This is a genomic window from Tenacibaculum profundi (genome assembly GCF_057162725.1).
In genome coordinates this window covers 1,658,610-1,683,562 of record NZ_CM169894.1, presented here as the reverse complement: position 1 = coordinate 1,683,562, position 24,953 = coordinate 1,658,610, and the positions used below count along the sequence as shown (strand labels likewise).

General features: G+C 31.5%; 15 protein-coding genes. 3 read left to right on the top strand and 12 right to left on the bottom strand.

Features of this window, described 5'->3' with window-relative positions:
* Window positions 1-13: 13 nt before the first annotated feature.
* From AC2GW8_RS06860 to porU, 6 genes are all read right to left on the bottom strand, one after another.
* Window positions 14-1,843, bottom strand: a complete 1,830-nt coding sequence (locus AC2GW8_RS06860) for a LysM peptidoglycan-binding domain-containing protein (protein WP_440882025.1) — start codon at window positions 1,841-1,843, stop codon at window positions 14-16.
* A 42-nt stretch (window positions 1,844-1,885) separates the two neighbouring features.
* The gene (guaA, locus tag AC2GW8_RS06855) at window positions 1,886-3,421 is read right to left on the bottom strand and encodes a glutamine-hydrolyzing GMP synthase (RefSeq protein ID WP_440882024.1); all 1,536 of its coding nucleotides are present in this window, start codon (window positions 3,419-3,421) and stop codon (window positions 1,886-1,888) included.
* A 217-nt stretch (window positions 3,422-3,638) separates the two neighbouring features.
* Window positions 3,639-4,700, bottom strand: coding sequence for a 3-oxoacyl-ACP synthase III family protein (locus AC2GW8_RS06850; protein ID WP_440882023.1), 1,062 nt, complete (start codon window positions 4,698-4,700; stop codon window positions 3,639-3,641).
* A gap of 119 nt (window positions 4,701-4,819) precedes the next feature.
* Window positions 4,820-5,302, bottom strand: a complete 483-nt coding sequence (gene cdd, locus AC2GW8_RS06845) for a cytidine deaminase (RefSeq protein WP_440882022.1) — start codon at window positions 5,300-5,302, stop codon at window positions 4,820-4,822.
* A 114-nt stretch (window positions 5,303-5,416) separates the two neighbouring features.
* Window positions 5,417-6,496: a type IX secretion system outer membrane channel protein PorV gene (porV, locus tag AC2GW8_RS06840; protein ID WP_440882021.1), complete on the bottom strand. Its 1,080-nt coding sequence runs from the start codon at window positions 6,494-6,496 to the stop codon at window positions 5,417-5,419.
* Between the two features lie 49 nt (window positions 6,497-6,545).
* On the bottom strand, window positions 6,546-9,899 hold the full coding sequence (porU, locus tag AC2GW8_RS06835) for a type IX secretion system sortase PorU (RefSeq protein ID WP_440882020.1): 3,354 nt from the start codon (window positions 9,897-9,899) through the stop codon (window positions 6,546-6,548).
* Between the two features lie 234 nt (window positions 9,900-10,133).
* On the opposite strand from porU, the gene gldJ reads away from it, so the two are divergent.
* The 3 genes from gldJ (at window position 10,134) to AC2GW8_RS06820 (ending at window position 13,927) form a co-directional block, all read left to right on the top strand.
* Entirely contained in the window at window positions 10,134-11,840 is a 1,707-nt protein-coding gene (gene gldJ / locus AC2GW8_RS06830) for a gliding motility lipoprotein GldJ (protein ID WP_440882019.1), read from the top strand.
* 74 nt (window positions 11,841-11,914) lie between these two features.
* Window positions 11,915-13,162 carry a UDP-N-acetylmuramoyl-tripeptide--D-alanyl-D-alanine ligase gene (locus tag AC2GW8_RS06825; protein ID WP_440882018.1) on the top strand — a complete coding sequence of 416 codons (1,248 nt, stop codon included), beginning with the start codon at window positions 11,915-11,917 and terminating at the stop codon, window positions 13,160-13,162.
* A gap of 27 nt (window positions 13,163-13,189) precedes the next feature.
* Window positions 13,190-13,927 (top strand): tyrosine-protein phosphatase, encoded by a 738-nt coding sequence (locus AC2GW8_RS06820; protein WP_440882017.1) that lies wholly within the window; start codon window positions 13,190-13,192, stop codon window positions 13,925-13,927.
* 55 nt (window positions 13,928-13,982) lie between these two features.
* On the opposite strand, the gene AC2GW8_RS06815 is transcribed toward AC2GW8_RS06820, so the two are convergent.
* The 6 genes from AC2GW8_RS06815 to asd all read right to left on the bottom strand — a co-directional run bounded on the left by AC2GW8_RS06815 (window position 13,983) and on the right by asd (window position 23,898).
* Window positions 13,983-16,331 (bottom strand): GumC family protein, encoded by a 2,349-nt coding sequence (locus tag AC2GW8_RS06815; protein WP_440882016.1) that lies wholly within the window; start codon window positions 16,329-16,331, stop codon window positions 13,983-13,985.
* A 6-nt stretch (window positions 16,332-16,337) separates the two neighbouring features.
* Window positions 16,338-17,105: a polysaccharide biosynthesis/export family protein gene (locus AC2GW8_RS06810; protein WP_440882015.1), complete on the bottom strand. Its 768-nt coding sequence runs from the start codon at window positions 17,103-17,105 to the stop codon at window positions 16,338-16,340.
* Window positions 17,106-17,133: 28 nt separating this feature from the next.
* Window positions 17,134-19,038 (bottom strand): polysaccharide biosynthesis protein, encoded by a 1,905-nt coding sequence (locus AC2GW8_RS06805; protein ID WP_440882014.1) that lies wholly within the window; start codon window positions 19,036-19,038, stop codon window positions 17,134-17,136.
* Window positions 19,039-19,100: 62 nt separating this feature from the next.
* Complete coding sequence (locus AC2GW8_RS06800; protein ID WP_440882013.1) at window positions 19,101-19,616, bottom strand: DUF2892 domain-containing protein; 516 nt, start codon at window positions 19,614-19,616, stop codon at window positions 19,101-19,103.
* A 54-nt stretch (window positions 19,617-19,670) separates the two neighbouring features.
* Entirely contained in the window at window positions 19,671-22,820 is a 3,150-nt protein-coding gene (locus AC2GW8_RS06795; RefSeq protein WP_440882012.1) for a cytochrome c biogenesis protein, read from the bottom strand.
* Window positions 22,821-23,019: 199 nt separating this feature from the next.
* Window positions 23,020-23,898, bottom strand: coding sequence for an archaetidylserine decarboxylase (asd, locus tag AC2GW8_RS06790; protein WP_440882011.1), 879 nt, complete (start codon window positions 23,896-23,898; stop codon window positions 23,020-23,022).
* Between the last annotated feature and the right edge of the window lie 1,055 nt (window positions 23,899-24,953).

Sequence of the window (24,953 nt, the reverse complement as noted above, 5' to 3'; positions counted from 1 at the left end):
GAGGTTTTTTATTTTACTTTAGTCTTTGCAGACTTAAATCTGAATTGTATTTTATGATAAAGAGCCCTCTATTTTCAGCAGCTCCAAACATTTTTTTATGATAGTCAAATTTGTTTTCTACTCTTAATGATATTCCTTCTTTAAATGTTTTTGAAACATCATTACCAGAAGCATACCTCATAAGAATATCATAAGTTACATCAAAACCTCTAATAGCATAATTTGAGGGCAGTGTATTATTTCGTTTTTTGAATTTTTTATAAAAAACGTTTACATCTTCCGAATTGTCATCTAAGTAAGTGTTTGATACATAAGTGAAGTTAATATTTGCTAATTTATTATTATCAATATCTTCATAAATTTTATTTTTATGAGTCGTAAAAACTTGCACTGTTATATCATCAGGTAAACCAATCATGCTATTTAGTACATCTTTAGTAGTAACTTTATCTTCCGAAGCAATAATGACCCAATTATGTTGCTTTTCATTCATCTTATCGGTAAAACGCTCTCTTTTAATATAACCTTTTTCTGGTTTTAATTCGACAACTTCAGTAATAGAGTCATTCTTTTTTAAAGAAGTACTAATTGCGTTCATTGTCTTGTTTGATTCGGTAGTATCGTCACCAACGACGAAAATTTTTTCTCCATTAAAAACACGGCTTAAATAAGTGGTTAGGTAATTAGCATACAAGGTTTTGTTAGGAGCTGATTTTATGATTTTAGACATTGATAATTCGTCTTGATTTTTTGAATAATGAGGAAAAACAACTATCCCACCAGTCGCTTTGGCAACTTTAGACACTTTTTCGGAATAGAAAGGTCCAATAATAATATCACGATCATTTAATACATCATTCTCTACGATCTGAGAAATATTATTACCTCTAGCTCCTGTATCAAAAATATCAGTATTAACAGTTACACCTTGTTTTTTCAAGGAGTCAATAGCTATTTCTGCCCCCATGTAAAAGTCAGTAACGAAATTTGCTAATCTATTTTCAAATATTTTTTTAGCGGCTAACGTATCGTTTTTTTCTATTACAAAGGGAAGTAACAAAGCAAGATTAATCGTTGAATTTTCTTGAATGCTATCTCTATAAAAAATAAGGCTTTCATCTTCTTTTACTTCATCAATACGTTTTATTTTAAGGATTTGTCCAACAGATAATTGATTGTCTTTAATAGTTGGAAAATCAGGATTTAATTGTAATAAGTCGTCTTTCGATATGTTATAAAATCGCGTAATACTATAAACCGTTTCTTTGCTTTTTACAATATGGGTCACATATTGATTTTCAATTTCTTTTTGATTGACTACAACAGTTTCCTCAATAGCTTTTACCTTTACTATTTGACCGATAGATAATTGGTTACTGATCAATTCAGGGTGATCAGGATTCAATTTAATTAAATCCTTCTTGGATATATTGTATTGCTTGGTAATACGATATACAGTTTCTCCTGCCTTAACAATATGGGTTTCGTACTTAGTAATTGTTTTTTTCTTTAAAACAGGCTCATTATTTTTATCTGAAGGTCTTTTTAATTCATCTTTTGATTTTTCTTCAATGATAGCATAATTGCCTTCTTTTGAAGTAGATGAAGAGTCACCATTTTTAACTTTAGGGTTTGGTATCACAATAATGGTATTAGGTAGCGGACGTTTACCAACATCAGGATTAAGACGCATCAAATCTTTTGAATTCATATCCAAACGCTTTGCTATATCTCGCATTGTTTCTCCGTCTTTTACTTTATAAGAAACATAGCGTTTTTGCTGCCCGCATGAAATCGAAATAGTTAATATGCCTATTAAAATTAAAAACTGTAATTTCTTCATTTACTTTATCTATAAATTAATAAATGTTTTATTTAGAGAACGTTATTCCCACTCAATTGTTGCAGGTGGTTTTGAGCTAATATCATAAACAACTCTATTAACACCTTTTACATTGTTTATTATTTGATTGGATATTTTTTGCAAGAATTCATAAGGTAAGTTTACCCAATCGGCAGTCATACCATCAGTACTTTCTACGGCTCTTAAAGCGACTACTTTTTCATAAGTGCGCTCATCTCCCATAACACCAACGGAGTTTACAGGTAATAAAATAGCACCTGCTTGCCAAACTTTATTATAGAGATTATTTTCTTTTAAACCATTTATAAAGATGGCATCTACCTCCTGCAGGATACGAACTTTTTCAGCATCAATATCTCCTAAAATTCTGATAGCTAGTCCCGGACCAGGGAAAGGGTGACGCCCTAATAGATCTTTATCTATTCCCATAGAAGCACCAACTCTTCTTACTTCATCTTTAAAAATCATTCGCAAAGGTTCCACAACTTTTAATTTCATAAAATCAGGTAACCCGCCTACGTTATGATGACTTTTTATGGTAGCTGAAGGCCCTCCTGTTGCTGAAACGGACTCTATAACATCTGGATAGATCGTTCCTTGAGCTAGCCATTTAGCATTTTCAATTTTAGTAGCCTCGTCATCGAAAACATCAATAAATACTTTTCCTATGGCTTTACGCTTGGCCTCAGGATCTTTTAATCCTGCTAGTTCGTTCAAGAAGCGTGCCGAAGCATCAACTCCTTTAACATTGAGTCCCATACCTTCATATTGTTTCAATACATCAGTAAACTCATTTTTTCGCAAAAGACCGTTATTAACAAATATGCAATGAAGGTTGTTTCCGATCGCTTTGTGAAGTAAAACAGCAGCTACTGTGGAATCAACTCCTCCGGATAATCCTAGAACTACTTTATCATCTTTAAGCTTAGCTTTTAGTTTGGTAACTGTTTCATCAACAAAAGAATCAGGTGTCCAATTTTGTTCAATACCAGCAATTGAAACTAAAAAGTTTTCTAGCAATTGTTTTCCATCAGTAGAATGATATACTTCTGGGTGAAATTGAATAGCAAAAGTCGTTTCACCTTTTATTTTGTAAGCAGCATTTTTTACGTCATTGGTACTTGCAAGAAGTACAGCATTTTTTGGTAATTCCTTTATAGTATCTGAATGACTCATCCATACTTGACTTCCTTCAGAAATGTTAGCAAAGAATATTTCACTTTCTTTGATGTAAGATAGGTTTGCACGCCCGTACTCTCTTGTGTTTGAAGAAGCAACCAATCCGTCCGAAAAATGTGCTAGGTATTGTGCTCCATAGCAAACGGCTAATATGGGCTTTATGCCTCTGATGTTCGATAGGTCCGGATGCAGTGCGTCATCAGATTTTACAGATACTGGACTTCCAGATAAAATAACGGCTTTAAAGCTGTCTAGGTTTTCAGGTAATTTGTTGTATGGGTGAATTTCACAATAAATATTCAACTCCCTTACGCGGCGAGCAATTAACTGTGTGTATTGCGAGCCGAAATCTAAAATAAGTACGTTGTGTTGTTGCATCCGCAAAAATAGTATTTACATTTTAGAATTTAGGTATTTGTATCCTGTTTTTTACTTCAAATAGTTTTAATTTTGATGCTGTTTTTAATCTATTACGATTTTAATACGTGTAGAAAACTGAAGTGAGTATTAATGTTGACTTTGTTTTTATGAACTAAAAGGTAAATTTGTTTTCTTTGGGAATTATATTACTACTTTAGTAAAACTAAAATTGTTACTAAAATTTGTAAATTACAGCGTTAATATTCATTCCAGCTCCAACTGAAGCAAGCATAATAACATCTCCTTTTTGTATTTCTTGATCTTCAATTTCTCCTTTTAAAACTAAATCTAAAAGCGTTGGTACAGTGGCAACAGAGCTATTTCCCAACTTATGAATGCACATGGGCATAATTCCTTTGGGAACAGGCATTTTGTATAAGCGATAAAATCGCTTTATAATTGCTTCATCCATTTTTTCATTTGCTTGATGGATAAATATTTTTTTAAGTGCATCTATAGGAACGCCGCTATTGTCCAAAGCCATTTTCATTGCTTTTGGAACATTTGTTAAGGCGAATTCGTAAATTTTACGACCGTGCATTTTGATGTATCGAACATCTTTATCATCATTTTCATTATGTGAACTTCCAAAAAATAAATGATAAGCTTCGTCTTTTGCAAATGTTTGAGCTGCATGACTTAAAATACCAGTATCTAATTCTTCGGTTTTTTCTACAATACAGGCACCTGCACCATCACTATATATCATTGAATCTCTATCATAATGATCAACGACTCTAGATAAGGTCTCCGCCCCAATAACAAGAATTTTTTTAGCAATTCCAGATTTTATATAGGCTTGTGCTTGTATAATTCCTTGCACCCAACCAGGGCAACCAAAAAGTAGATCATAAGCAATACAGTTTGGGTTTTCAATTTTAAGCAAGTGCTTAACTCTTGTCGCTAAACTGGGCAAAATATCTGTCTGAATAGCATTAGCTTTGACATCTCCGAAATTATGAGCAAAAATTATATAATCTAATAATTCAGGGTCAATAGAAGCATCTTCTATTGCCTTTTTAGCAGCAAAAAAACCTAGATCAGAAGCATTAAGATTGTCTTTTGCATAACGTCTTTCTTCTATACCAGTTATTGATTTAAATTTCTCTATGATAACAGCATTATTATTTTTAAATGGTGTACCGTCAACATGTAAAAATCGATTGCCTGAAAATTGAATGTTTTCCTTTGTTATACTTGGTATATAGGTTCCCGTTCCAGTAATTATTGAATTCATCGTCTTAGCTTCCTTTCTTATGTGATTCGAACAAAGAAAAGACTTTAATTAACTTTTTTACTAGTATTTCTTAACCTTTTTGTTTTTTTTGCGATTTTAGTAAAAAAAAGCAAGAATAATTATAAATATGAACTATCAAACGAAAAAGGAAGTAGCGCCAAAAGAGATTCAGTTTTTACAATTTGACCAACCTCACCCATAAAAATTATTTCAATGGGCTCTTTTTGGTTAATTTCATATTCTGAAAGTGTTTGTCTGCAAGCTCCGCAAGGACCTACCGGCTTGCTAACTTTTGTTATTGATGAAGCAGCTGTAATAGCTATTTTTTTAACGATCATATTTGGAAAATCAGATCCAGCTTTCCATATGGCAACTCTTTCTGCACACATACCCGATGGATATGCCGCATTTTCTTGATTATTTCCAGTAATAATTTTACCATTACTGAGTAGTAGTGCAGCACCAACACTAAATTTAGAGTAGGGTGCATAGGCTTTATTTCTGGTTTTAATAGCGCTGTTCATTAGCTCTAAATCGTCTTTAGGTAGTTCTGAAAGATCATTAAATAAGAAAGCAGAAGTGTCAACTGTTATTTTTTTCATATGAATATCGTTAATTTAAAGATTCAAATAATTAATATTTTCCTTAGAGCCAAGAAAAGCTGCCAAGAAGTGGCAGCTTTATGATTTTTTGGTAAACTAATGACTAACTGATTTTTAATAGTCATCATAGATTTCTCCTAAATCAAAAGATAGCGAGAAACGCAAAGTGTTTTCTAAAGGGTTATTTACATTTGAGGCATTAACCAAGTATGATAAGTCTAAAGAAAAAGCACGCGCTTTAAAGCCTGCACCTAGTGTAAAAAATTGACGTCTACCTTTTTCGTCACTCTCATGAAAATATCCAGCTCTTACAGCAAAAGCTTTGTTGTATAAATATTCAGCACCCAAAGCCCAAGTAACTTCTTGCAACTCTTCACTAAAACTTCTATCTCCAAGAGATGTAAACATTCCTTCAAACCATCCTTTGTCCGATTTAGGGTCAGATGGAACTAATAGTTTAGTGAATTCAAGATTTAATCCTAAAAGATTATAATCGTCAAAAATAAAATCAAAACCACCACCCAGTTTTAAGTTAGTTGGAATAAAATTGGCATCTCCTGGTGTATATTCAACCTTCGGACCGATATTAGCAATGTTTACACCTAGCCTGTAACGACCATTAAAACTGCCAAAATTTTCTTCTTCTGATCTATAGTATGCAGAAATATCAACAGCGAAAGAGTTAACGGCATCCAAATTGTTAGAAACATCCAAGTTTGAATTGATGTACTTAAGTCCTACTCCCATAGAGAAAGTTTCACTCAGTTTTAGTGCGTAGGTACCAGTAAGAGCTATTTCATTAGGACTAATGCTTCCTGTTGAATTACCACTATTATCTGTTAGATCGATTCTTCCAAGAGAAAAATATTTTAAATCAACTCCGAAAGCAGCATTCTCTTTAAATCTTTGAATATAAGAAAGGTTTCCAGCAAAAATATCATCTGTCAAATTTCTTAGCCAAGGTGTGTAGTTTAAACCAACACTTATTTCATTTTTATTGAAGGCTGTTTTCGCAGCATTGTGAAAAATAGAAAAAGCGTCAGAAGAGGTTGCTACGCCAATGTCTCCCATACCTCCAGCTCTTGCATCAGAAGTAATTAATAGAAAAGGTGTTGAAGTTGTTATTCCTTGTTGTGCTTTAACTGTATAGTTGAAACCTAATAAAAGGAGCAAAAGGGTCGTTAATTTTTTCATTTATATTTCGTTTGTTGATTGTGCAAATATATAATTTTACATTCTAATATTACATTACTACTAATTTCTCAAATTTTTTAAAAGTATCATTAGAAACGGTTGATTTAACACTTAGTTTGTAAACATAAACACCTTTACCAACTTTGTTTCCAAAATCATCTAATCCGTCCCAATTTATAATATTGGATAGGTTTCCTGATGTCTGAGACACTCCATTTATTGTTTTTATCAATTTCCCAGATACTGTGAAAATTTGTACTTGAACTTTTAAAGGCTCATTCGGTTTGTTATGATTAAACCAAAACTCAGTATAATTAACAAACGGATTAGGATAGTTTAATACTCTACTGATGTTTAGCTTTAAGTCACTCACAACCACAAACGATAACGTTATCTCAGATGAATTATTGTAAGTATCCCAAGCTTTTATTCTTAAACGATGTGTTCCTTCTGATAGCTCTCTTAATTTGTATGAAATACTGCCCTTAGTGAAATTGTCAAGCTCAGTTTGATAATAGTCATTCAAGTTAATTGGGTTCGATTCGTCGTCGTCAAGGATCGCAACAATATCATGGTCAACTGCAGTAAGTGATGTGTTGATTCCACTAGAATCTTTCAGATGAATAATTAAATTAGGGGAGGTATTTGTTAAGTCTCCGTCAACGAAAGACTCATCATTAAGAAATGCTCGAATTTCAGGGCCGGTTGTATCATCAGGAGCATTTTGTTCAATACCACCAATGATAATATCAGTATTTACGCCCCTTTTGTCATAGCTGTTATTATGAGCATAGAGACTTACTTTTCCTTTTCCAAATGCTATTTTGATATCTTTGGGTACAATAAAATTAAATTTGAAATAACCATTTTTGATAGAGGCATTTCCCTTAAAAAGTTTACTTTCTTGTATGTCAAATTTATTTATAAAGCCAAAGCCATCGTTGTCAAGGGTTTGTTTATTAACAGATTTGTCAAAAATAGTAGCACTCAGAATACCGTTAAAACTAGGGATGATATTACCTGAATTGTCCGTAATAATGCCTTCCATTGAAATTTTTGAAAGAGCTTTTAAGGTATCTAAAGTTTCAGAAATTGCTTTCTGATTAATTTTGGTTAATCTAATATTTGGATTTGGAATAGCAAGTTTCATAGCTGGGTCACCAAAATAAAAGACGAAATACTTCTGTTGCGTGCGAGAAAGGTTTTTAGTAACCATTAAGTTTTGTGCTATGCTAAGGTTTTTATTTTCAAATTCCAGCACATACTTATTTAACTTATTGTTAAACATAGCACCATTTGAGATGTAAATATTTCGACTTGTTGTAATCATACTAACAGCTCCTCCCTCTTTATTCAAAAATAATTTCTCTCCAGCGGTATCTCTCAAGGGGTTGTCAAATCTTGAAAATTCACAGGTTACCGTAATGAATAAAGGAAGAGTGTTTAGGTTTTTAAATTTTTGTATCTGAGGGATTTCAAGAATTCTTTCATCAGCCAAGCCATCCTCACCGCCATGTCCAAAATAATTAAAGATTAAAGATCCTTTTTCGATGGCGTCGCTTATAGCATTTTTTACTTGTGGATATCGTTCGCCTCCTGAGGTGGTTTCTTGTTTAAATGCATCAGCATATAATTTTTTGATATTAAAAAATGGTTTATTTTTTTTTATTGAATCAGCAATTTCTTCTAGGCCAGTTAGAAGTGTTTTATCAGCGTTTTGATCAATATCATCTGCAACCAGCGTTAGGGTATTTCTCCAATCACCAAATGATTTAGGGGTGTAGTAATTTAGTATTTTATCAACAACTTGTTTGGCTTCTAGCTTAGAGGTTACAGGAATTCTTCCGGTGGCGATATCAATACTATCCTCGATAAGCATATTTCCTTCAGACGCTTCTATCATTGCGTAGTAATCATCTGTTACATAGGAGGATGTTAAATCGAAACTTTGTTTTGAATGAAAAGTTGGAACTATATTGTTATTATGAGTTAACCTATCTTTGAAATCGTATGAAGAGTCTCCAAAAAAACAAACATATTTCAATTTTTTTGATTGCGAGGAGCTGTCATAGAGATGCTTTATAAAGTCTCTAATTGCTGTAACGTCAGGCGAACCAGAGGAAAATTCATTGTATATTTGATCAAGGAGGACAACTTTTGAAGAGAGATTGTTGTTTTCATGGTAATTTGTTAATCTTTTTGCTTCACTGAATAAACTATTATTAGTGACCACCAAATACTCTATATTCTTCAAAGCATGAAGGTTTTGATTAGTAATAGGTGAAGAATTTTCAATTAGGGGTATATAATAATCATCAATTGATGTGGCGACAAATTCACTCAAGATATTTCCATTTGTTTTAAATTTATAAACCTCCGAATTACCATTGTTTTTGATGTTTTTTGGATTTAAAGGGGCAGTTACATCCCATATAAAATCAATTTTTTTATTTGTTTGAATAGCAAACTCGATAGTTCCGTTTGTTGTGGCAGCTTCGAAATTTCTAAAACAAAACTGCTTTCCGTTAGCTATTAATTTTTTTTTACCGGAAATTTCGATATAATCCAAATAGGCTTTCGCTGAAGCTAGTCCATTATTATTAAATGTCAATTTTAATGGGATAGAGTTGGTGTTGGAACTTTTTACAATGACTTCTTTTATTTTCTGCCTAGCAAGACCGCTTACACCTGAGTTTGAAACGGGAGGAAAGTTTAGGGTAGTTAGGGAAGTTTCTTCATTAGAAACCTGAAGGTTTGAAGGTAACGAAGAAATGGCTACAGCACTGATTTTTATCCTTAAAAAAGAGTTTTCTAGTTGATTTGGAAAAGGAATTTTAAATGTTTGTGAATTCGGAAAACTTAGATCCTCTCCAAGCCATAATCTTCCCAAAGCAAAAAGGTTTTTCAATTCTTTCTCATAAAAAATAAAATCATCGTAATATGAAAAGGTTTTGGTGCTATTTTGGTTGGGTTGTTCTAATATTTGAATTCTTCTTCCTGGAGTAGTATCAATCGTTAAGAAATAGTAAGATTTGTCAGAATAAATGTTTTGGTTGTGATTTGCTTTTCGGGTTGCTATATCAATACGCCAATCATGAGCTCCTTTGCCGTAAAATAAAATATAATCATCATTGTCAAATGATCTATCTTCTTCACCTTTTATATATATAGAATTCTCTTTTAGACCATTAAATCTGCTCAGACTAAGTTTTTCTGGTAACATACTACCCCCATTTCCAAATATTTTTATATTTTTAGGGTCTACGCTCTTGGTGTTGATTCCTAGTTTTTTAAGAAAGTTAGCATCTAGTTTATAAACACCAGTAGTAGAAATTGAAAATTTATACCAATTCCCCTTGGATAAAACAGAGCTTGATTGCCCGTAACCTGATATTACGATCATAAGGTAAAAAAGAGTTGTGTATACTTTCATAATTTGATACAAGTTAATAAAAATATCAAGAATTAATTTTTAGTTTTTTGTTCAGTTTGAAATAATAAAGTTTAAAAAGAATCGTTTGAGACTAAGCGAACAACATTGTTTTTAATTGAGTTTGTATTTTAAATAAAAGATAATTTAGTTGTTAGAAGTGATAAATGTTGTAAATTGCAACACCCTTAAAATAGTTAAAAATACATGAAAAGTACGTTAAGATTATTTAGTTTATTAGCCATCTCAGGATTGCTATTTGCTTCTTGTAGTAGTAAAAGAAGCGGTTCAGGACAATCTTCCCTCACTGGATGGAACTTTAATGATCCAAGTTATGGTGGTTACCTGAAAGGAAAGTACAAAGAAGGTAATAATGTGCCGCCTGGAATGGTACATATTGAAGGAGGAACTTTTACAATGGGATTAGTTCAAGACGATGTGATGTTTGACTGGAATACTACTCCAAAGCAGATGCATGTGCGTTCTTTTTATATGGATGAAACCGAAGTAACAAATTCTGAGTACAGTTTATTCATGCAGTACACAAAAGATATTTTCCCACCAGAAGAACCTCAATTTAAAAATATTTACGCATCTGTTTTACCTGATACATTGGTTTGGAGAAAAGGTTTAGGGAATACTAATTTGTTGTCAGAGAGTTATTTAAGGCATCCTTCTTATGCGGAATATCCTGTTGTTGGTGTTAGTTGGATCCAAGCAAATAAATATTGTAAGTGGAGAACTAATGCGGTTAACTTAAAAATATTAATGGATAAGGGAATTATATCGAATATTTTCAAAGAGGATTCATTGGAATTCAAAGGAAAAAATAACTTTGATACAGACGCTTATTTAACTAATCCTTATGCCTTATTTGAAGGTGACTCTACTATTTATAAACGCGGATTACCTGTTACAAGAAAAAAGGGTGAACCTAAGAAAGAGAAAGGAGCATTTACTGGAAGACATGTTACATCTACTGACGGAATTTTATCTCAGAAATTTAGACTACCAACGGAAGTTGAATGGGAATACGCTGCGAAAGCAATTTTTGAAAACAGGGAATATAATAATATTCGAGGAAGAAAGAAATATGCTTGGGACGGTAAGTATACACGTGACAGAGATAAGAGAAGAAGAGGTGATCAATTAGCTAACTTTAAGCAGGGTAGAGGTAATTATTCAGGTATTGCTGGATGGAGTAGTGATGGTTCAGATATTCCGAATGCAGTAAGAAGCTATCCACCGAATGCTTTTGGTTTGTTTGATATGTCAGGAAACGTTGCTGAGTGGGTTTCTGATGTATATAGGCCTATAATTGATTCAGAAGCGAATGATTTTAATTATTTCAGAGGAAATATATTTACAAAAAAATTAATAAATGAAGATGGTAAAGTCGTAATCATAGGAGATGAATTAGGAGAGGTAGAGTATGACACACTAGAAAATGGTAGAATTATTCCAAAGGAGGTTCCTGGTTCTGTAAAATATATTCCTATCACAAAAGAGGATACGTACATGAGAAGAAACTACAACCTAGCCAATAATGCAAGTGTTGGTGATGGAGATTTAGCGAGTTCTAAATATTATGATTTTGATAAAGACCAATTAAATGGCACACCAAGAATGTATAATTCTCCAGAAAAACCAGAAGCAGAGAAAGATTCTCTTGGTAGGGTTATTGATAATTACAAATATGATGATAAAGCAAGAACAACGCTGATTAGTGATAAGTCCCGTGTATTTAAAGGAGGTTCATGGGCAGATAGAGAGTATTGGTTAGATCCTGCTCAAAGAAGATATTTCCCTGAATATATGGCAACAAACTATATTGGTTTTAGGTGTGCAACAGATAAAATGGGGCCTATGATGATGAACCAAAGAAAAACAGCGGTGCCGAAGTACTCAAATTAATATATTTTACATATAAAATTAAATAAATAAACCCCATTGATTTAAATGGGGTTTATTATTTTTACTACATGAAAATGCAGGCGCTTTATAAGTTATACTCTGAATCGTATCTAGTTGATATTGATACAAGAACGATTCGAGAGGGATCTATTTTTTTCGCTATTAAAGGGGAAAAATTTAATGGAAATGAATTTGTAGAACAAGCTTTAGAAAAAGGGGCTAGTTATGCAGTTATTGATCAAAGCGAGTATAAAATAAACGATCAAACAATTCTCGTAAAAGACTCGCTTAAAACGTTACAACAATTAGCAACCTATCACAGAAATAAACTTGGTATTCCTATCATAGCACTAACGGGGAGTAATGGTAAAACCACCACTAAAGAGTTGATCAATCAAGTACTAAGTGAAAAGTTTATGGTAACAGCGACTAAGGGAAATTTTAACAACCATATAGGCGTCCCCTTAACCTTACTATCAATGACACCAGAAACAGAAATAGGAGTCGTAGAAATGGGGGCAAACCATAAGAATGAAATTAAGTTTTTATCAGAAATTGTACAGCCTGATTATGGACTTATAACAAACTTTGGAAAAGCGCATTTAGAAGGATTTGGTTCTATGGAAGGAATTATTAAAGGGAAATCAGAATTATATGATTTTTTGAGAGACAATGGTAAATCGGCGATTGTAAATCTGAATGATGCCCTTCAAGTCTCAAACGCTAAAGGTGTAAATAATATATTTATTAGTGAATCAATTAAACTTATTAATACATCACCTTATCTTGATCTTTCCTTTGAAAAATTAACTATAAAAAGTAATCTTATTGGAGATTATAATTTTAATAATATCGCTATTGCAATAACAATTGGCTCGCTATTTGATATTATTCCACAACAAATAAAAATAGCGATAGAGCGTTATGTTCCTACAAATAATCGTTCACAGATTATACAAAAAGGAGAGTTAAAAATTGTTTTGGATGCCTATAATGCTAATCCGTCAAGTATGAAACATAGCATAGAAAGTTTTAGTAATATAAATGGCGAATATAAAATGGTCATACTAGGAGATATGTTCGAGCTTGGCGAGTATAGCGATATAGAGCATCAGAAAATAGTAGACCTATTAATAGAGCACAATTTTGATAAATGTTGTCTTGTGGGTGATTTGTTTTACAAAACAAGGTCACCATTTGAAAAATTTCATTCTTTTGATAATTTGAAAAATTTTATAAAAGAAAATCCTATAGAAAAAGGAAATATATTGATTAAAGGTTCTAGAGGCATGTCTTTAGAGCGTGTTTTAGAGTTTATTTAAAATCTTTTAAAGGATAAATTAGTACCTATGTTTTTTCTAAAGAAAAAAGAAATACCACTTAATGAATTATTTACAAATGATTTTGTAGATATTCACTCTCATTTATTACCTGGAATTGATGATGGAGCTAAGGATATTGAAAATTCAATACAACTGATTACAAAGATGACCTCATATGGAATTACTAATTTTGTAACAACACCTCATGTACTTGGTGATGTTTATCCGAATTCTAGTAAGTTAATTCTTGAAAAACTATTAGAAGTAAATAATGAATTAAATAATAGAGGATTAAGTAATATTACATTTCGTGCAGCCGCAGAATATATGATGGATGAAAAATTTGTAGAGCGACTAGCTAAAAAAGATATCTTAACGCTAAAAGATAATTATGTATTAGTAGAAATGTCTTATTTCAATCCTCCTTTTAATTTGTTTGATATTTTGTTTGATATACAGTTAAAAGAATATAAACCTGTGTTAGCGCATCCAGAAAGATATAATTTTTACCATGCTGATTTTCAAATGTATTATAAATTGAAAAAATCGGGATGTTTATTCCAGCTAAATTTATTGTCATTAACAGAGCAATATGGTAAAAGTGTTCAGAAAATAGCGAATAAATTATTAGACGAGGGACTGTACGATTTTGTTGGTACAGACACACATCATATGAATCATTTAAAGCTTCTAACTAAAATAGGAAATAAAAAAAATATCAAAAAAATTGAAACTCTTGTAAAGAATAATTCTTTTTTTAAATAAAAAAGACCAACTCAGATATAAGTTGGTCTTTTTATTTATTTTAGATTTGTTTGCTTTAGCTGAATATTTTTTTGTACCATGGTTTGTGATCTAACTCACTGGCAAGTCCGTAGCCATAACCATAACCCCTATTTAAATCCGTATCATTTAAAATGATTGCTAGATTAGGGAGTTTTTTATCTCTATAAAGGCCTTCAGGAATGATAAGCATTCTTTTATCTAAATAGTTTGCTCTGGTTACATAAAGAACTAAATCAGCTCTATTAGCAATAAGAAGCGTGTCTGTTACAAGATTTACAGGAGCTGTATCAATCATAACATAATCATAATTTTTCTCAAGTTCTTCGAAGAGGAGATCCATTTTTGATGCCATTAATAATTCTGCAGGATTAGGTGGAATGGCTCCTGAAGCGATAATATCCAAATTAGGAATTTCAGGAATTGAAAATTTTAAAGAATCCAACGTTATAGTATCATTCGTTAAAAAGTTCGTGACTCCTTTTCTATCAGGTATTTCAAGGTATTCAGTGATTTTTGGTGCTCGTAAATCTAAGCCAACAAGAACAACTTTTTTACCAGATAGTGTAAGTGATGCTGCTAGGTTTATAGAACTAAAGGATTTTCCTTCACCACTTGTAGTAGAGGTAACAAATACGATACGACCATTATTATCTTTCTTTTTAGGTAACATAAAGTCAAGATTAGTTCGAATTAAACGGAAAGCTTCTGCAGTGCTCGACCTTGCATTTGCATCGATAACAATTTTTTGCTTTACTTCAGAATGAGGAATATCTCCCACAAAAGGTATAGAGGTGAGTTCTTCAATATCTTTCCTTGTGTGCACCTTCGTATCTAAAAGATCTTTTAAGTAAATAATAATAAACGGAATGATAAGACCTAGTAATAATGCAACTAAAAGAATAATTTTATTTTTAGGGCTGACGGGTTTGTCGGAAGCATAAGCTTTATCAATAATTTTAGCATTGGGTATGGCATTCGCAGTTAAAGATATGGCTGTTTCCTCTTTCTTTTTAAGTAAATATGAGTAAAGACCAGCAATAATTTCTTGTTGTCTTGCAATGTCTAAAAAATCTCGTTCTTTTGATGGAATTTGTGATATTTTAGAGTTATTTCTTCCTGACTCAGTTTTTATATTCTGTAGGCTAATTTCCAAAAGACGTTCTCTATTGGCTAAACTTCTTTTTAAGGATTTTTTTAAATTACTGATATTATCTTCAATTTGAATTAATATTGAGTTTTTTTGGCCAGCACTTTGACTTAAGCGTCTTCGTTTAAGAATCAAAGAATTGTAATTTTCAATAGCTTTTGAAATATTAGGGTCTTCTAAACCGAGATTTGCGGGTAATAGATTTTCGTCTACCTTTATTTCATCACTAAGGGCTTTGACAAGATTCAGCTCTGTAGTAGCCTGAATAAGTTTTTTCTGATTATGAGCATTCGTCTCAAGAATCAATTTGGCTTCGGCTTCAATATCAGCAATATTATTTTTACTCTTAAATCCTTTTACTTTATCATCAATTAAAGCCAGTTCAGTGGTAACATGTTTTAAGCGTTCGGCTATAAATAAACTCGTTTTGTGAGAAACCTCTTTTTTATCGTCAACAGCTTCCTTATTATATTCTTGAATAATTTCATCGAGAATATTTTCACCTTTTTGTATGACAGGTGTTTTTAAAGAGAATTGAAGTACACTCGACTTTTTGCTAATAGGTCTTACAGAAACAGTTTCTAAATAAGAATCAATAAGCGTGTTGAGTGGTGTTATCGCAATAGTATAAGTGTTTCCTACTTTCTCTTCATTAAAATAATTTGTTTTATTAACTCTTAAAGAATTAATAGTGCTATTTTTAATAAGATTTCCAAAGGGTACTTCAGTATTTATTTCATTGTCGTCTTGATCAAATAAGGTAAAACTATTTTCAGAATTTATCTTAATAGAAATAACGGAATCTATTTTGTATTCAAGGTTTTCAAAAGATATTTTAATAGGTGCTGTTTTGTAAATTTCTTTTTGGATGATTGATTCATGTAAAAAATATGAGGTAGTTAGATTTAACTTTTTAATAACTTCACCGATCAATCTTCTCGATTTGATAATTTGGATCTCATTATCGATATTGCCTCCACCGCCATTTAAAATACCAAGATCTCCAAATGCCGCCAAACCATCAGACAAACCGCCTTTTTCATCATCTTTGATTAGGATAGTAGCCTTTGCTAGATATTGAGGTGTTGAGTACGTTAAAAAAAGAAAGGCGCCTAACAAAGATAGTAATACTCCTAAAATGAACCATTTCCAGTGGGTTATATATTTTTCAAGCTCAGCTCTTAAATTAATAGTGTCATTATCTAACATTGAATAATCAGTTTTTTCGTTTTTCATTTTTAATTATCTTGCTATTAATGTTATTATTGATATTAAAAGTCCAGCTATAGAAATAAATAAACCTGTGTTTTGATTAGCAGAAGCAGACTGAGATTTTGCTTCGTTAGGGGCCACATAAATAATATCATTTTGTTGTAAATAGTAGACGGGAGAGGTAAACAGATTGTTAGATCTTAAATCCACATCATAAGTTTTTATACGTCCGTTTTCTTCTCTTTTTACTTGAATAGTTCTAATTCCAGATATATTTAAGTCTCCCGCTAAACCAACGGCTTGGAGAATGGTGATTCTCTCATTCGGAATGGTATAGGTTCCAGGATTTTGAACATCACCAAGTATAGTCACTGAAAAATTAGAAATTCTTATGATTATGGTGGGGTTTTTAACATAGTCAGGGTCAAGTTTTTTGATTAATAAATTGATAGCTTCTTGTCTAGTTAATCCACCTATTTTGACTCTCCCTAATACGGGAAAATCTATAAACCCTTGTCTATCAACCAAATATAATTGTTGTCTCGGAGTTCCTATAACACTACTTGTAGTAGTGGCATAAGATACAGCAGGCAAGTTAAAAGGCTTTACAGCCTCTATGTCAAGAGCAGAAATCGTGATTTGTAATAGATCATCTGGTTTAAAAACGGTTTTATAACTGTTTGTAAACTTTGACTGATCTATTTGGTCATTCTGAAAGTATATAATTTCCTTTTTCGAAACACAAGAGGTTAACATAAGAGTAGCAAGAACCAAAGTGAATGTTTTTACTTTTTGCATTATTGAAATTTTTGACGAAAGTACTAATTTAATTTTTTACCGGTGAATCTAATTTCTGGTATTTTGAATTATTCGAAATGTATTCGGGGACAATAGCTTTGATAAGCACAACAGTTTTATCGTTATTATAAGTTTTATTTGCCGAACACAGTTCAGTAATTTTGTTAGAAACCTGTTGAAAATTAATTTTTTGATTTTTAGCAATCATGATTTTTTCATGGTAGGTAGGGGTAGTATTTTCACCATTAGCTAGCAATTCCTCGTATAGTTTTTCACCAGGTCTTAATCCTGTTATGTGTATATCTATATCTTCAGGGAATTTAAAACCGGAAAGGTGGATCATTCTTTTAGCTAAATCGTAAATTTTCACCGATTGCCCCATATCAAAGATATAAATTTCACCACCATTGCCCATAGTACCAGCTTCTAAAACTAATCTACAAGCTTCCGGTATGGTCATAAAAAAACGGGTAATATCTTGATGTGTAACCGTTAAAGGTCCTCCATTTTCAATTTGCTTTTTAAATAAAGGGATCACAGAACCATTGGATCCAAGAACATTACCAAATCTTGTAGTCGTGAATTTAGTAGTATGGTCTGTTCTATTGCTTAAGCAGCTAATATACATTTCAGCTACCCGTTTGGTAGCTCCCATTACATTCGTTGGGTTAACGGCTTTGTCTGTAGAAACCATAACAAACCGTTCGACGTTGTTTTCAATAGATAGGTCTGCTATGTTTTTAGTTCCTTCAATATTAATTTTCACGGCCTCGTAAGGACTCATTTCCATTAAAGGAACATGTTTGTAGGCAGCAGCATGAAAAACTTTGTCAGGCTTATATTCTTTAAACAAATGAGACATTCTTACTTTATCTCTAACATCAGCTACAATGGCTGTAAAGTTTATTTTTCCTTTCTGATTTAATTCTTGTTGCAAGTCATATAAAGCAGATTCCGATTGATCTACAATTATAAGATGCTTATAAGAGTAGTTACTTAATTGCCTTGAAATTTCAGATCCTATTGACCCTGCAGCACCCGTTACCAATATCGTTTTATCATTTACATCTCGATTAACAATAGGATTGTCTATGGAAATTGGCTTTCGGTCAAGTAAATCCTCAATTTTTACTTGTTTAATTTGATTTGCCTCCAAATCACCATCGATCCATTTTGAAAGGGGTGGTACAATTTTAACTTTTACATCAAGAGCTAATAGTTTATCAGTTAATACTAAAAGTTTTTCGGACTTTATATTTTGAATTGAGATGATAATTTCATTAATTTCTTTTTTAAGAATAAAGTCTTTATTAATTCTGTTACCATTATAAATTTTAATGCGATCTATTTTTTTTCCTACTTTATTCAAGTTTTCATCAGCAAAACCAATAACTTGATAGTTATTTTTGGTATCACGATTTAGAGCTCCGTACGTTATCAAACCTGAGTCCCCTGCCCCATATATTAAAACGTTGGTAATGTCATCAAGTTCTGTTGATATGATTTCAAAAAAAGCTTTAAATATATAACGACTTATAACGAGAACAATTATTGATATAAGATAGTGGATTATAATGATCGATTTTGGTATGGTAAAGGAAGGGAAGATTTTTAAAGCACTATTAATAATGACTATAAAAATAGTAATCATTGATAATAAAGTAATCCCTACAAATACATTAAAAGCATCTCTTGTTCCTGTGTGCCTAATAATGCCTCTGTAAGAGCCAACAGTTAAAAAACTTATGGTAGAAACAATAATTATAAAAGGTATCTGGTAGTAAAAACTATTCAAGTCGAAATTTAAGGAAGCATTGAAACGAACAGTATAAGCTAATACAAAAGAAATACAAACTAGTACTACGTCAATTACTAATACAATCCACTTTGAAGCGTATTTATCAATGCTTTTTATTAATAAGTTTTTTAGCATAGGCTTTGAATAAGCTTAAAGTTACAATTTTTTTAAATTTACAGAGGGGTGGTGTTTGTAAATTATATTTTTTTCATTTGTTGCTTCATCATTTGCATTTGCTCTTTTAACATGCCGTGTTTGTCTAGTTTTTTGGCTTCATTCATTAATATAGATGCTTCTCTTTTGCGTCTCTTAGTCATAGCAATGCCTGCAAGTTGTAATTTTGCCATGGCTAGGTCATGATCCATAGCTAGGCCAAGCTTTACCGCTTTTTTTAAAAATTTTTCAGCTTGTGTTATGTTTGTCTGTGATAACATGATGCCATGAAGGTAGTTATAATAGCCTTCTTGTTTTCGCGTAAGTGCAGTTGATGGATTTTTTATATAAGTTAGCCACTTTTTTGCACCGTCAAAGTTTTGTTTTCGGAGTTGTATAAAAGCAAGTAATATAAATTCATTTTTAAAATAAAATAAAATGAATATACTAACTAAAAGTAAAATAGCAATTCCATTTCCAATATGTCCTTGAGAAAACTCATAGATTGACCAGGTGAATGTTAAAACAGCTAATACTAACTTGATATTTTTATTGAACATGATTTCTTTTTTAAAGGCTTACAAAAGTACATTTATTTATGGTAAATGACTTAACTATTTTTTATAAAACTTATTATTCTTAATCCAAGCAAATATTCCCAGTATAGAAACAAAGCCAATAGAGTAATATACAGAAGTAGGTGTGATCACTTTGTCTCCGCTAGCATAAGAATGCAGTCCAGACAAATAAAAGTTAACACCAAAGTACGTCATCATAATTGATGCAAAAGCAATAATAGACCATAAATTGAAGGTGTACTTACCTCTTAGCCCTGGAATTAATCGCATATGTAAAACAAAAGCATAGATCATAATAGATATTAAAGCCCAAGTCTCTTTAGGGTCCCAGCCCCAATATCGTCCCCAACTTTCATTAGCCCACATGCCCCCTAAAAAGTTTCCTATGGTTAGCATTACTAAGCCAACAGTCAAGGCCATTTCATTGATTATAGTTAGTTCTTTTAAATGAAGACTTATTTTATTTTTGTTCTTGGTATTTGTAAAAATAATTAAAAACAATGCAAAAACCCCTAAAATAAAACCAAGAGCAAAAGGCCCATAGCTTGCAACGATGATAGAAACATGAACCCACAGCCACCATGAATTTAGCACGGGGACTAGGTTTGCTATTTCTGGATCAAGCCATTGCTGGCTGGCGAAAAATAAAATTATTGAAGTTAAAAAAGTAGTAGCTGCAATGGTTAATGAGGATTGTCGGCCTAATATTAAGCCAAAAAGCATTGAGGCGAGTCCTACGAAGATAACAGTTTCGTAAGCATTACTCCAAGGAGCATTGCCACTAATATAACAACGCACAGCCAATCCTAATATGTGAGCTATTGTTAAACTGATTACTATTCCGATAAAACCTTTAACCATATAATTAACCCAAGTTTTGTTGTAGAAAATCTGAAGAAATACAAAGAATATCATCAACAAACTTGTGAAGAGGTAATACTTGTATAATTTAACAAAGATATTTACTTTGTTGTAGGCTATTTCAAGCTTTACTTTATCACTATTAGGTACTACTTCAGAACCAAACTTTTTTTGAAATTTTTTAATTCCTTCAATAATTTTTTCAGTCTCTACATAATCGCCTGTTTTTTTTGAACTTTGCAATAATTGGAAATAAACAGGTAGAGATTGTCTAACGAATACAGAATCAATTCCTTTAAATCCAGATTGTAGTGTTTCTGGTTGCGCTACCCACTTATTTTCATCACTATTAGGTATCGGATAAATTCTTAAAATTGTACCACTAATTGCTTGAGATAATAAATATAAGCGTCTTCCTATTTTAATAGCGTCTTGTTCGAACTTATTTTGAATTCGTTTTTTTTGAGCTTTTATAATTAAATGATCAATCTTGGATTGTCCATTATCTGTATAAAAATCAATAAAACGAGCATATTTAGCATTTTCTGGAACACCGATTGTTTTACGTATTTTTTTATTATGTTTTTCTAAATAAATAAAAGGGATATTAATCCATAACATTGGTGTTTCTGAAATAGAAACAAGAATCTGACTAGGGGTTAAACCTCTAAAATTATCCGTATGGGCAACTTTCCTAACTAATTCTGAAGCAAAAGTATGAGCTGGTTTCATTCTACCTCCAGCATCTTGTATAACTAAGCTACTAAATTTATCTGCATGCTCTTTACTGACAATCATTTTATTCAGTATAGAGTCAATTTGTTGTTCCGTAAGTGTATTGGGTTTATGTACCTCTTTGTGTTGAGCGCTAATCAGTGTTGTACTGATTGCAAAGAGTAAAGTGAGTACTTTCTTTTTTTCTGATATTTTTAATAGACTTTTTTTCAATGAATAAAAACGAGTATTTTTGACAAACAAAGAGCTTACCATACCAAAAAATAGTAAAAAATAGCCCAAATAAGTGATGCATGTTCCCCATGAATCATGATTAACAGATAAATGAGTTTGTTCAATCTCTTTTCCTGCGTTGGCATAACTTGCTTGAAACAATCGGTATCCTTTATAGTTTAAAATATGATTCATAAATATTCTAAAGTCAAAAGTTTCTTCTGAAGAAGATACCGTAACTTCGCTTGCAAATGAAGCTGCATTCTCTGACCCTGGGTATTTATCCAGTTGAAAATCGTTGAGTTTAACGTTAAAAGGAGTTTTTAACTGTTTAGCGCCATACCATGCTCTAAAATTCAAATTTCTAATTGAAAAACTTTCCTGGTTATCCACATTAAACTGGCCACCATAAAAGCTGATTCTTTTTGTTTCGTTTTCAACTGTAATATCAAAAATTAACGTATCGTATTTACTTTTATTTTTTTCTCCCCTAACAATTTCCATTTTGCCTTTTTCCGGGCTTTTAGGAACCACAAATTGTAAGCCTCCAATATTATGCAGTGTTAAAAACTGAAAATTTTGGGTGCTATCTTTTATAATTTTACCACTTTTTTGATCAGCCATTCTAAGCCAATCACCGTTATTTTTTGTTTTTATCTTAAGATTTTCGCCTTCATAAAAAAAATTGATGGAAGCATTGTTTTTAGGACTGTCAAATCCAACAAGAATATTATGAATATTTTGAATGGTACCTCTCTTGATATAATGCTCATGTCTTGAACCAGAGGAGCTTTCAACCAAAAATAAATGTTCTGTTCCATCTTCACTTGTAATTAATTTTTTTTCGGACCAAGGGATGTAATCAACAAGGTTGAATTTTATATTTTTTCTTTGATTTTTCTTCTGAGGTTGAAAATTTTCTTCAAAACTTACATTATTCTTTCCTAAAGCTGATAAAAGTAGCTTGTGATGGGTTGTTTTTTGAAATTCGTTATTATCAATAACTACATTCAGATAATTCGTATCTGATAAAACAATATTAGAAGTTTCTCCTTCATCAAGAATCATTAATCCTTCAAAACTTATATATCTAGTAATGCCTGCTCCGGTAAGAATTAAGAGAAAAGCTAGATGGAATAAAAGAACACTCCATTTTTCTTTCTTGTAAAGTCGGTATCTAAAAATATTTCCAAAAAAATTGATTAAAAAGAAAATCATAATTAGTTCAAACCACCAAGAATTGTATATGATTGCTTTTGATGTTTGAGTGCCAAAATCATTTTCGATAAATGTTGCTACTCCCATAGCTACAGCGAAAATGAAAAATAAAAAAGCCATTAAACGGGTAGAGTAGAGAATATTAAAGATTTTTTTCATCTGTGATTTGTGAAATATATAAAGCACTGCAAATTTACGGATTAATCATAGATTTTTTGTTTGGTTTTTTCTTTTTTTGTAACTTAGAATGAATCGACATAATCACGAACTACAAAATATTATTTTTTGCGGCTTTTTTACCCAAAATTAATGCCTCTTCATTATGTGTTGCTAACTATAGTATTCTGATGTTAGAGAGTTAATTAGCAATTTGATCTCCCATTTTCACATAGGTTTCTCTCTTGTTTAGGGTGTTTTTGAGAATATCTTCGTTTATTGAGAAACGATTTTTTTCAGTAAGCAAAACAATAGTTGATCCGCCAAATTCAAAATATCCCATTTCATCTCCCTTTTTTATATTAGTATTGGCTGTATAGGTTTCTATAATGCTTCCGACCATGGTCGCACCTACAGGAGCGATAAGGATATCGCCGTTGCTAGGGGTTTTTAAAATACAGTACTCTCTTTTGTTTTCACAGAAAACTTTTGTAAAGTTGTCAACTAAAGCATAAGGGGATACAGATAGATAGTTCCCTTTTATTTTTTTAATTTTTGAGGGAGTACCATCAAAAGGAAAGTGATACCTGTGATAATCATCTGGAGCTAAACGAAGAATTAATAAAGAGCCATCTTCAAATTTTGATGCTAATTTCTTGTCAGATAAGAATTCTGTAAGATGAAATTTTCTACCCTTGATAAAAAAGTTCTCAACTTTATCAATTCGTTCGAAAGCTAAAAGTTTACCATCGCCGGGAGAAATAAGTCCCTCTTGTATAGTACGGACTCCTTTTTTTAGCTTTCTACTAAAAAAATCATTGAAAGATACATAGTCTTCTATAGATCGTTCAGCTTCTTCCATATTAATGTTTAGCTCTTTAACAAAAGTCTTGATTTTGTTTACAGATCCTGGCTTATTCATTAATCTGCCGTATATTGACGAAAAAAACTTTCTTTTAATTAATGGAATTAGTAAAATTTTTCCAAATGGATTATTGTAAAGTAGTTTTAAAAAACCTTCTCCTGGAGGTTTTTCTGTTTTTAATTGACCTGTTTCTCTATCAATAAATTGAATTTGCATTATTTAGAAATCCGTTTCTTAATTCCAATTACAAATATAACCAAACCGATAATTAGTTTAGTCTAAAAAAGAAACAATAGTATTAAATCTTCTTTTATTTTGATTTTACATGTACGTTATAGTTATTGAATATTTTTTGATGAATAAAATTAACAATAAGGAATTGGAATTAACATAATAAACAGTTTTATGATGATGTTTAAAGCCATTTGTTTGGTTATTTATGCTTGATAAACTTTATTAATTACAATCTCTTATATGTTAATTCCTTCTGTATCGTGTATTAGTATAAGAGGTGAGTGATATAAAAGTATTATTATTTAAAATATTTGTTGATTTTAATAATTCTCACCTAAATATGGGGTAATTATAATTTTATCTGACACTGATCTTTTTAATCATTATCAGACGATCTGAATTTAAAATAATTTATTTGGCTGATTAGAGGTTATGGTATTTATTATATTTTATAACCGTTAAGCTTAATGTTTTAATATAAAAAGTTAATCAAATAATTATCTAATACACTGATTTTTTTATTTTCACATAGTTTTATTTGGATACCAATATCGTGACTTCATTCTGTTATAGTAATTATTTTGGGTGGAATCTATGTTGCCTTAACTTGTGAAAATGAAAAAGGTCACGGGTAATCAAAAATGAGTGGGATTTTTCTTTATATCTCTTTCAACATAAAGATTACATCATTCTAAGAATCATAAATATTTAGATACGAGCTTAAAAGAAGAATTTTCTATTTGGATTTGGGTATTTGTGATATTTCAAACTGAATTAGATCAAGTAAAACCAGAACTGTGTGTAATGACCGAAGAGTTATACCCTAGTATATTAAAGGGGGGTAGAAATAGCTTTGGAAAGCTATAAAAAGGTGCCTAGGTTTTTAGATAAAATTAAGTGCACTTTTCCTACCTGGTTGGAGTGTCATATTGATGAGGTAAATTGGTTCATGAATATCGACAAGAAACTTTAATAAAATAGAAAATTTAAGTTTTTTTATTTAACGTTAAATAATATTTTGTGTTAATATAAGCTTT

What these genes read in the sequence shown, in the direction of transcription:
- gldJ (WP_440882019.1), top strand. Translation starts at nt 10,134, where the DNA reads ATGAAAAGTACGTTAAGATTATTTAGTTTATTAGCCATCTCAGGATTG.
- AC2GW8_RS06810 (WP_440882015.1), bottom strand. Translation starts at nt 17,105, where the DNA reads ATGCAAAAAGTAAAAACATTCACTTTGGTTCTTGCTACTCTTATGTTA.
- AC2GW8_RS06800 (WP_440882013.1), bottom strand. Translation starts at nt 19,616, where the DNA reads ATGTTCAATAAAAATATCAAGTTAGTATTAGCTGTTTTAACATTCACC.
- AC2GW8_RS06805 (WP_440882014.1), bottom strand. Translation starts at nt 19,038, where the DNA reads ATGCTAAAAAACTTATTAATAAAAAGCATTGATAAATACGCTTCAAAG.
- porU (WP_440882020.1), bottom strand. Translation starts at nt 9,899, where the DNA reads ATGATCGTAATATCAGGTTACGGGCAATCAAGCTCTGTTTTATCCAAG.
- AC2GW8_RS06820 (WP_440882017.1), top strand. Translation starts at nt 13,190, where the DNA reads ATGTTTTTTCTAAAGAAAAAAGAAATACCACTTAATGAATTATTTACA.
- AC2GW8_RS06825 (WP_440882018.1), top strand. Translation starts at nt 11,915, where the DNA reads ATGCAGGCGCTTTATAAGTTATACTCTGAATCGTATCTAGTTGATATT.
- AC2GW8_RS06850 (WP_440882023.1), bottom strand. Translation starts at nt 4,700, where the DNA reads ATGAATTCAATAATTACTGGAACGGGAACCTATATACCAAGTATAACA.
- asd (WP_440882011.1), bottom strand. Translation starts at nt 23,898, where the DNA reads ATGCAAATTCAATTTATTGATAGAGAAACAGGTCAATTAAAAACAGAA.
- AC2GW8_RS06860 (WP_440882025.1), bottom strand. Translation starts at nt 1,843, where the DNA reads ATGAAGAAATTACAGTTTTTAATTTTAATAGGCATATTAACTATTTCG.
- cdd (WP_440882022.1), bottom strand. Translation starts at nt 5,302, where the DNA reads ATGAAAAAAATAACAGTTGACACTTCTGCTTTCTTATTTAATGATCTT.
- AC2GW8_RS06795 (WP_440882012.1), bottom strand. Translation starts at nt 22,820, where the DNA reads ATGAAAAAAATCTTTAATATTCTCTACTCTACCCGTTTAATGGCTTTT.
- AC2GW8_RS06815 (WP_440882016.1), bottom strand. Translation starts at nt 16,331, where the DNA reads ATGAAAAACGAAAAAACTGATTATTCAATGTTAGATAATGACACTATT.
- porV (WP_440882021.1), bottom strand. Translation starts at nt 6,496, where the DNA reads ATGAAAAAATTAACGACCCTTTTGCTCCTTTTATTAGGTTTCAACTAT.
- guaA (WP_440882024.1), bottom strand. Translation starts at nt 3,421, where the DNA reads ATGCAACAACACAACGTACTTATTTTAGATTTCGGCTCGCAATACACA.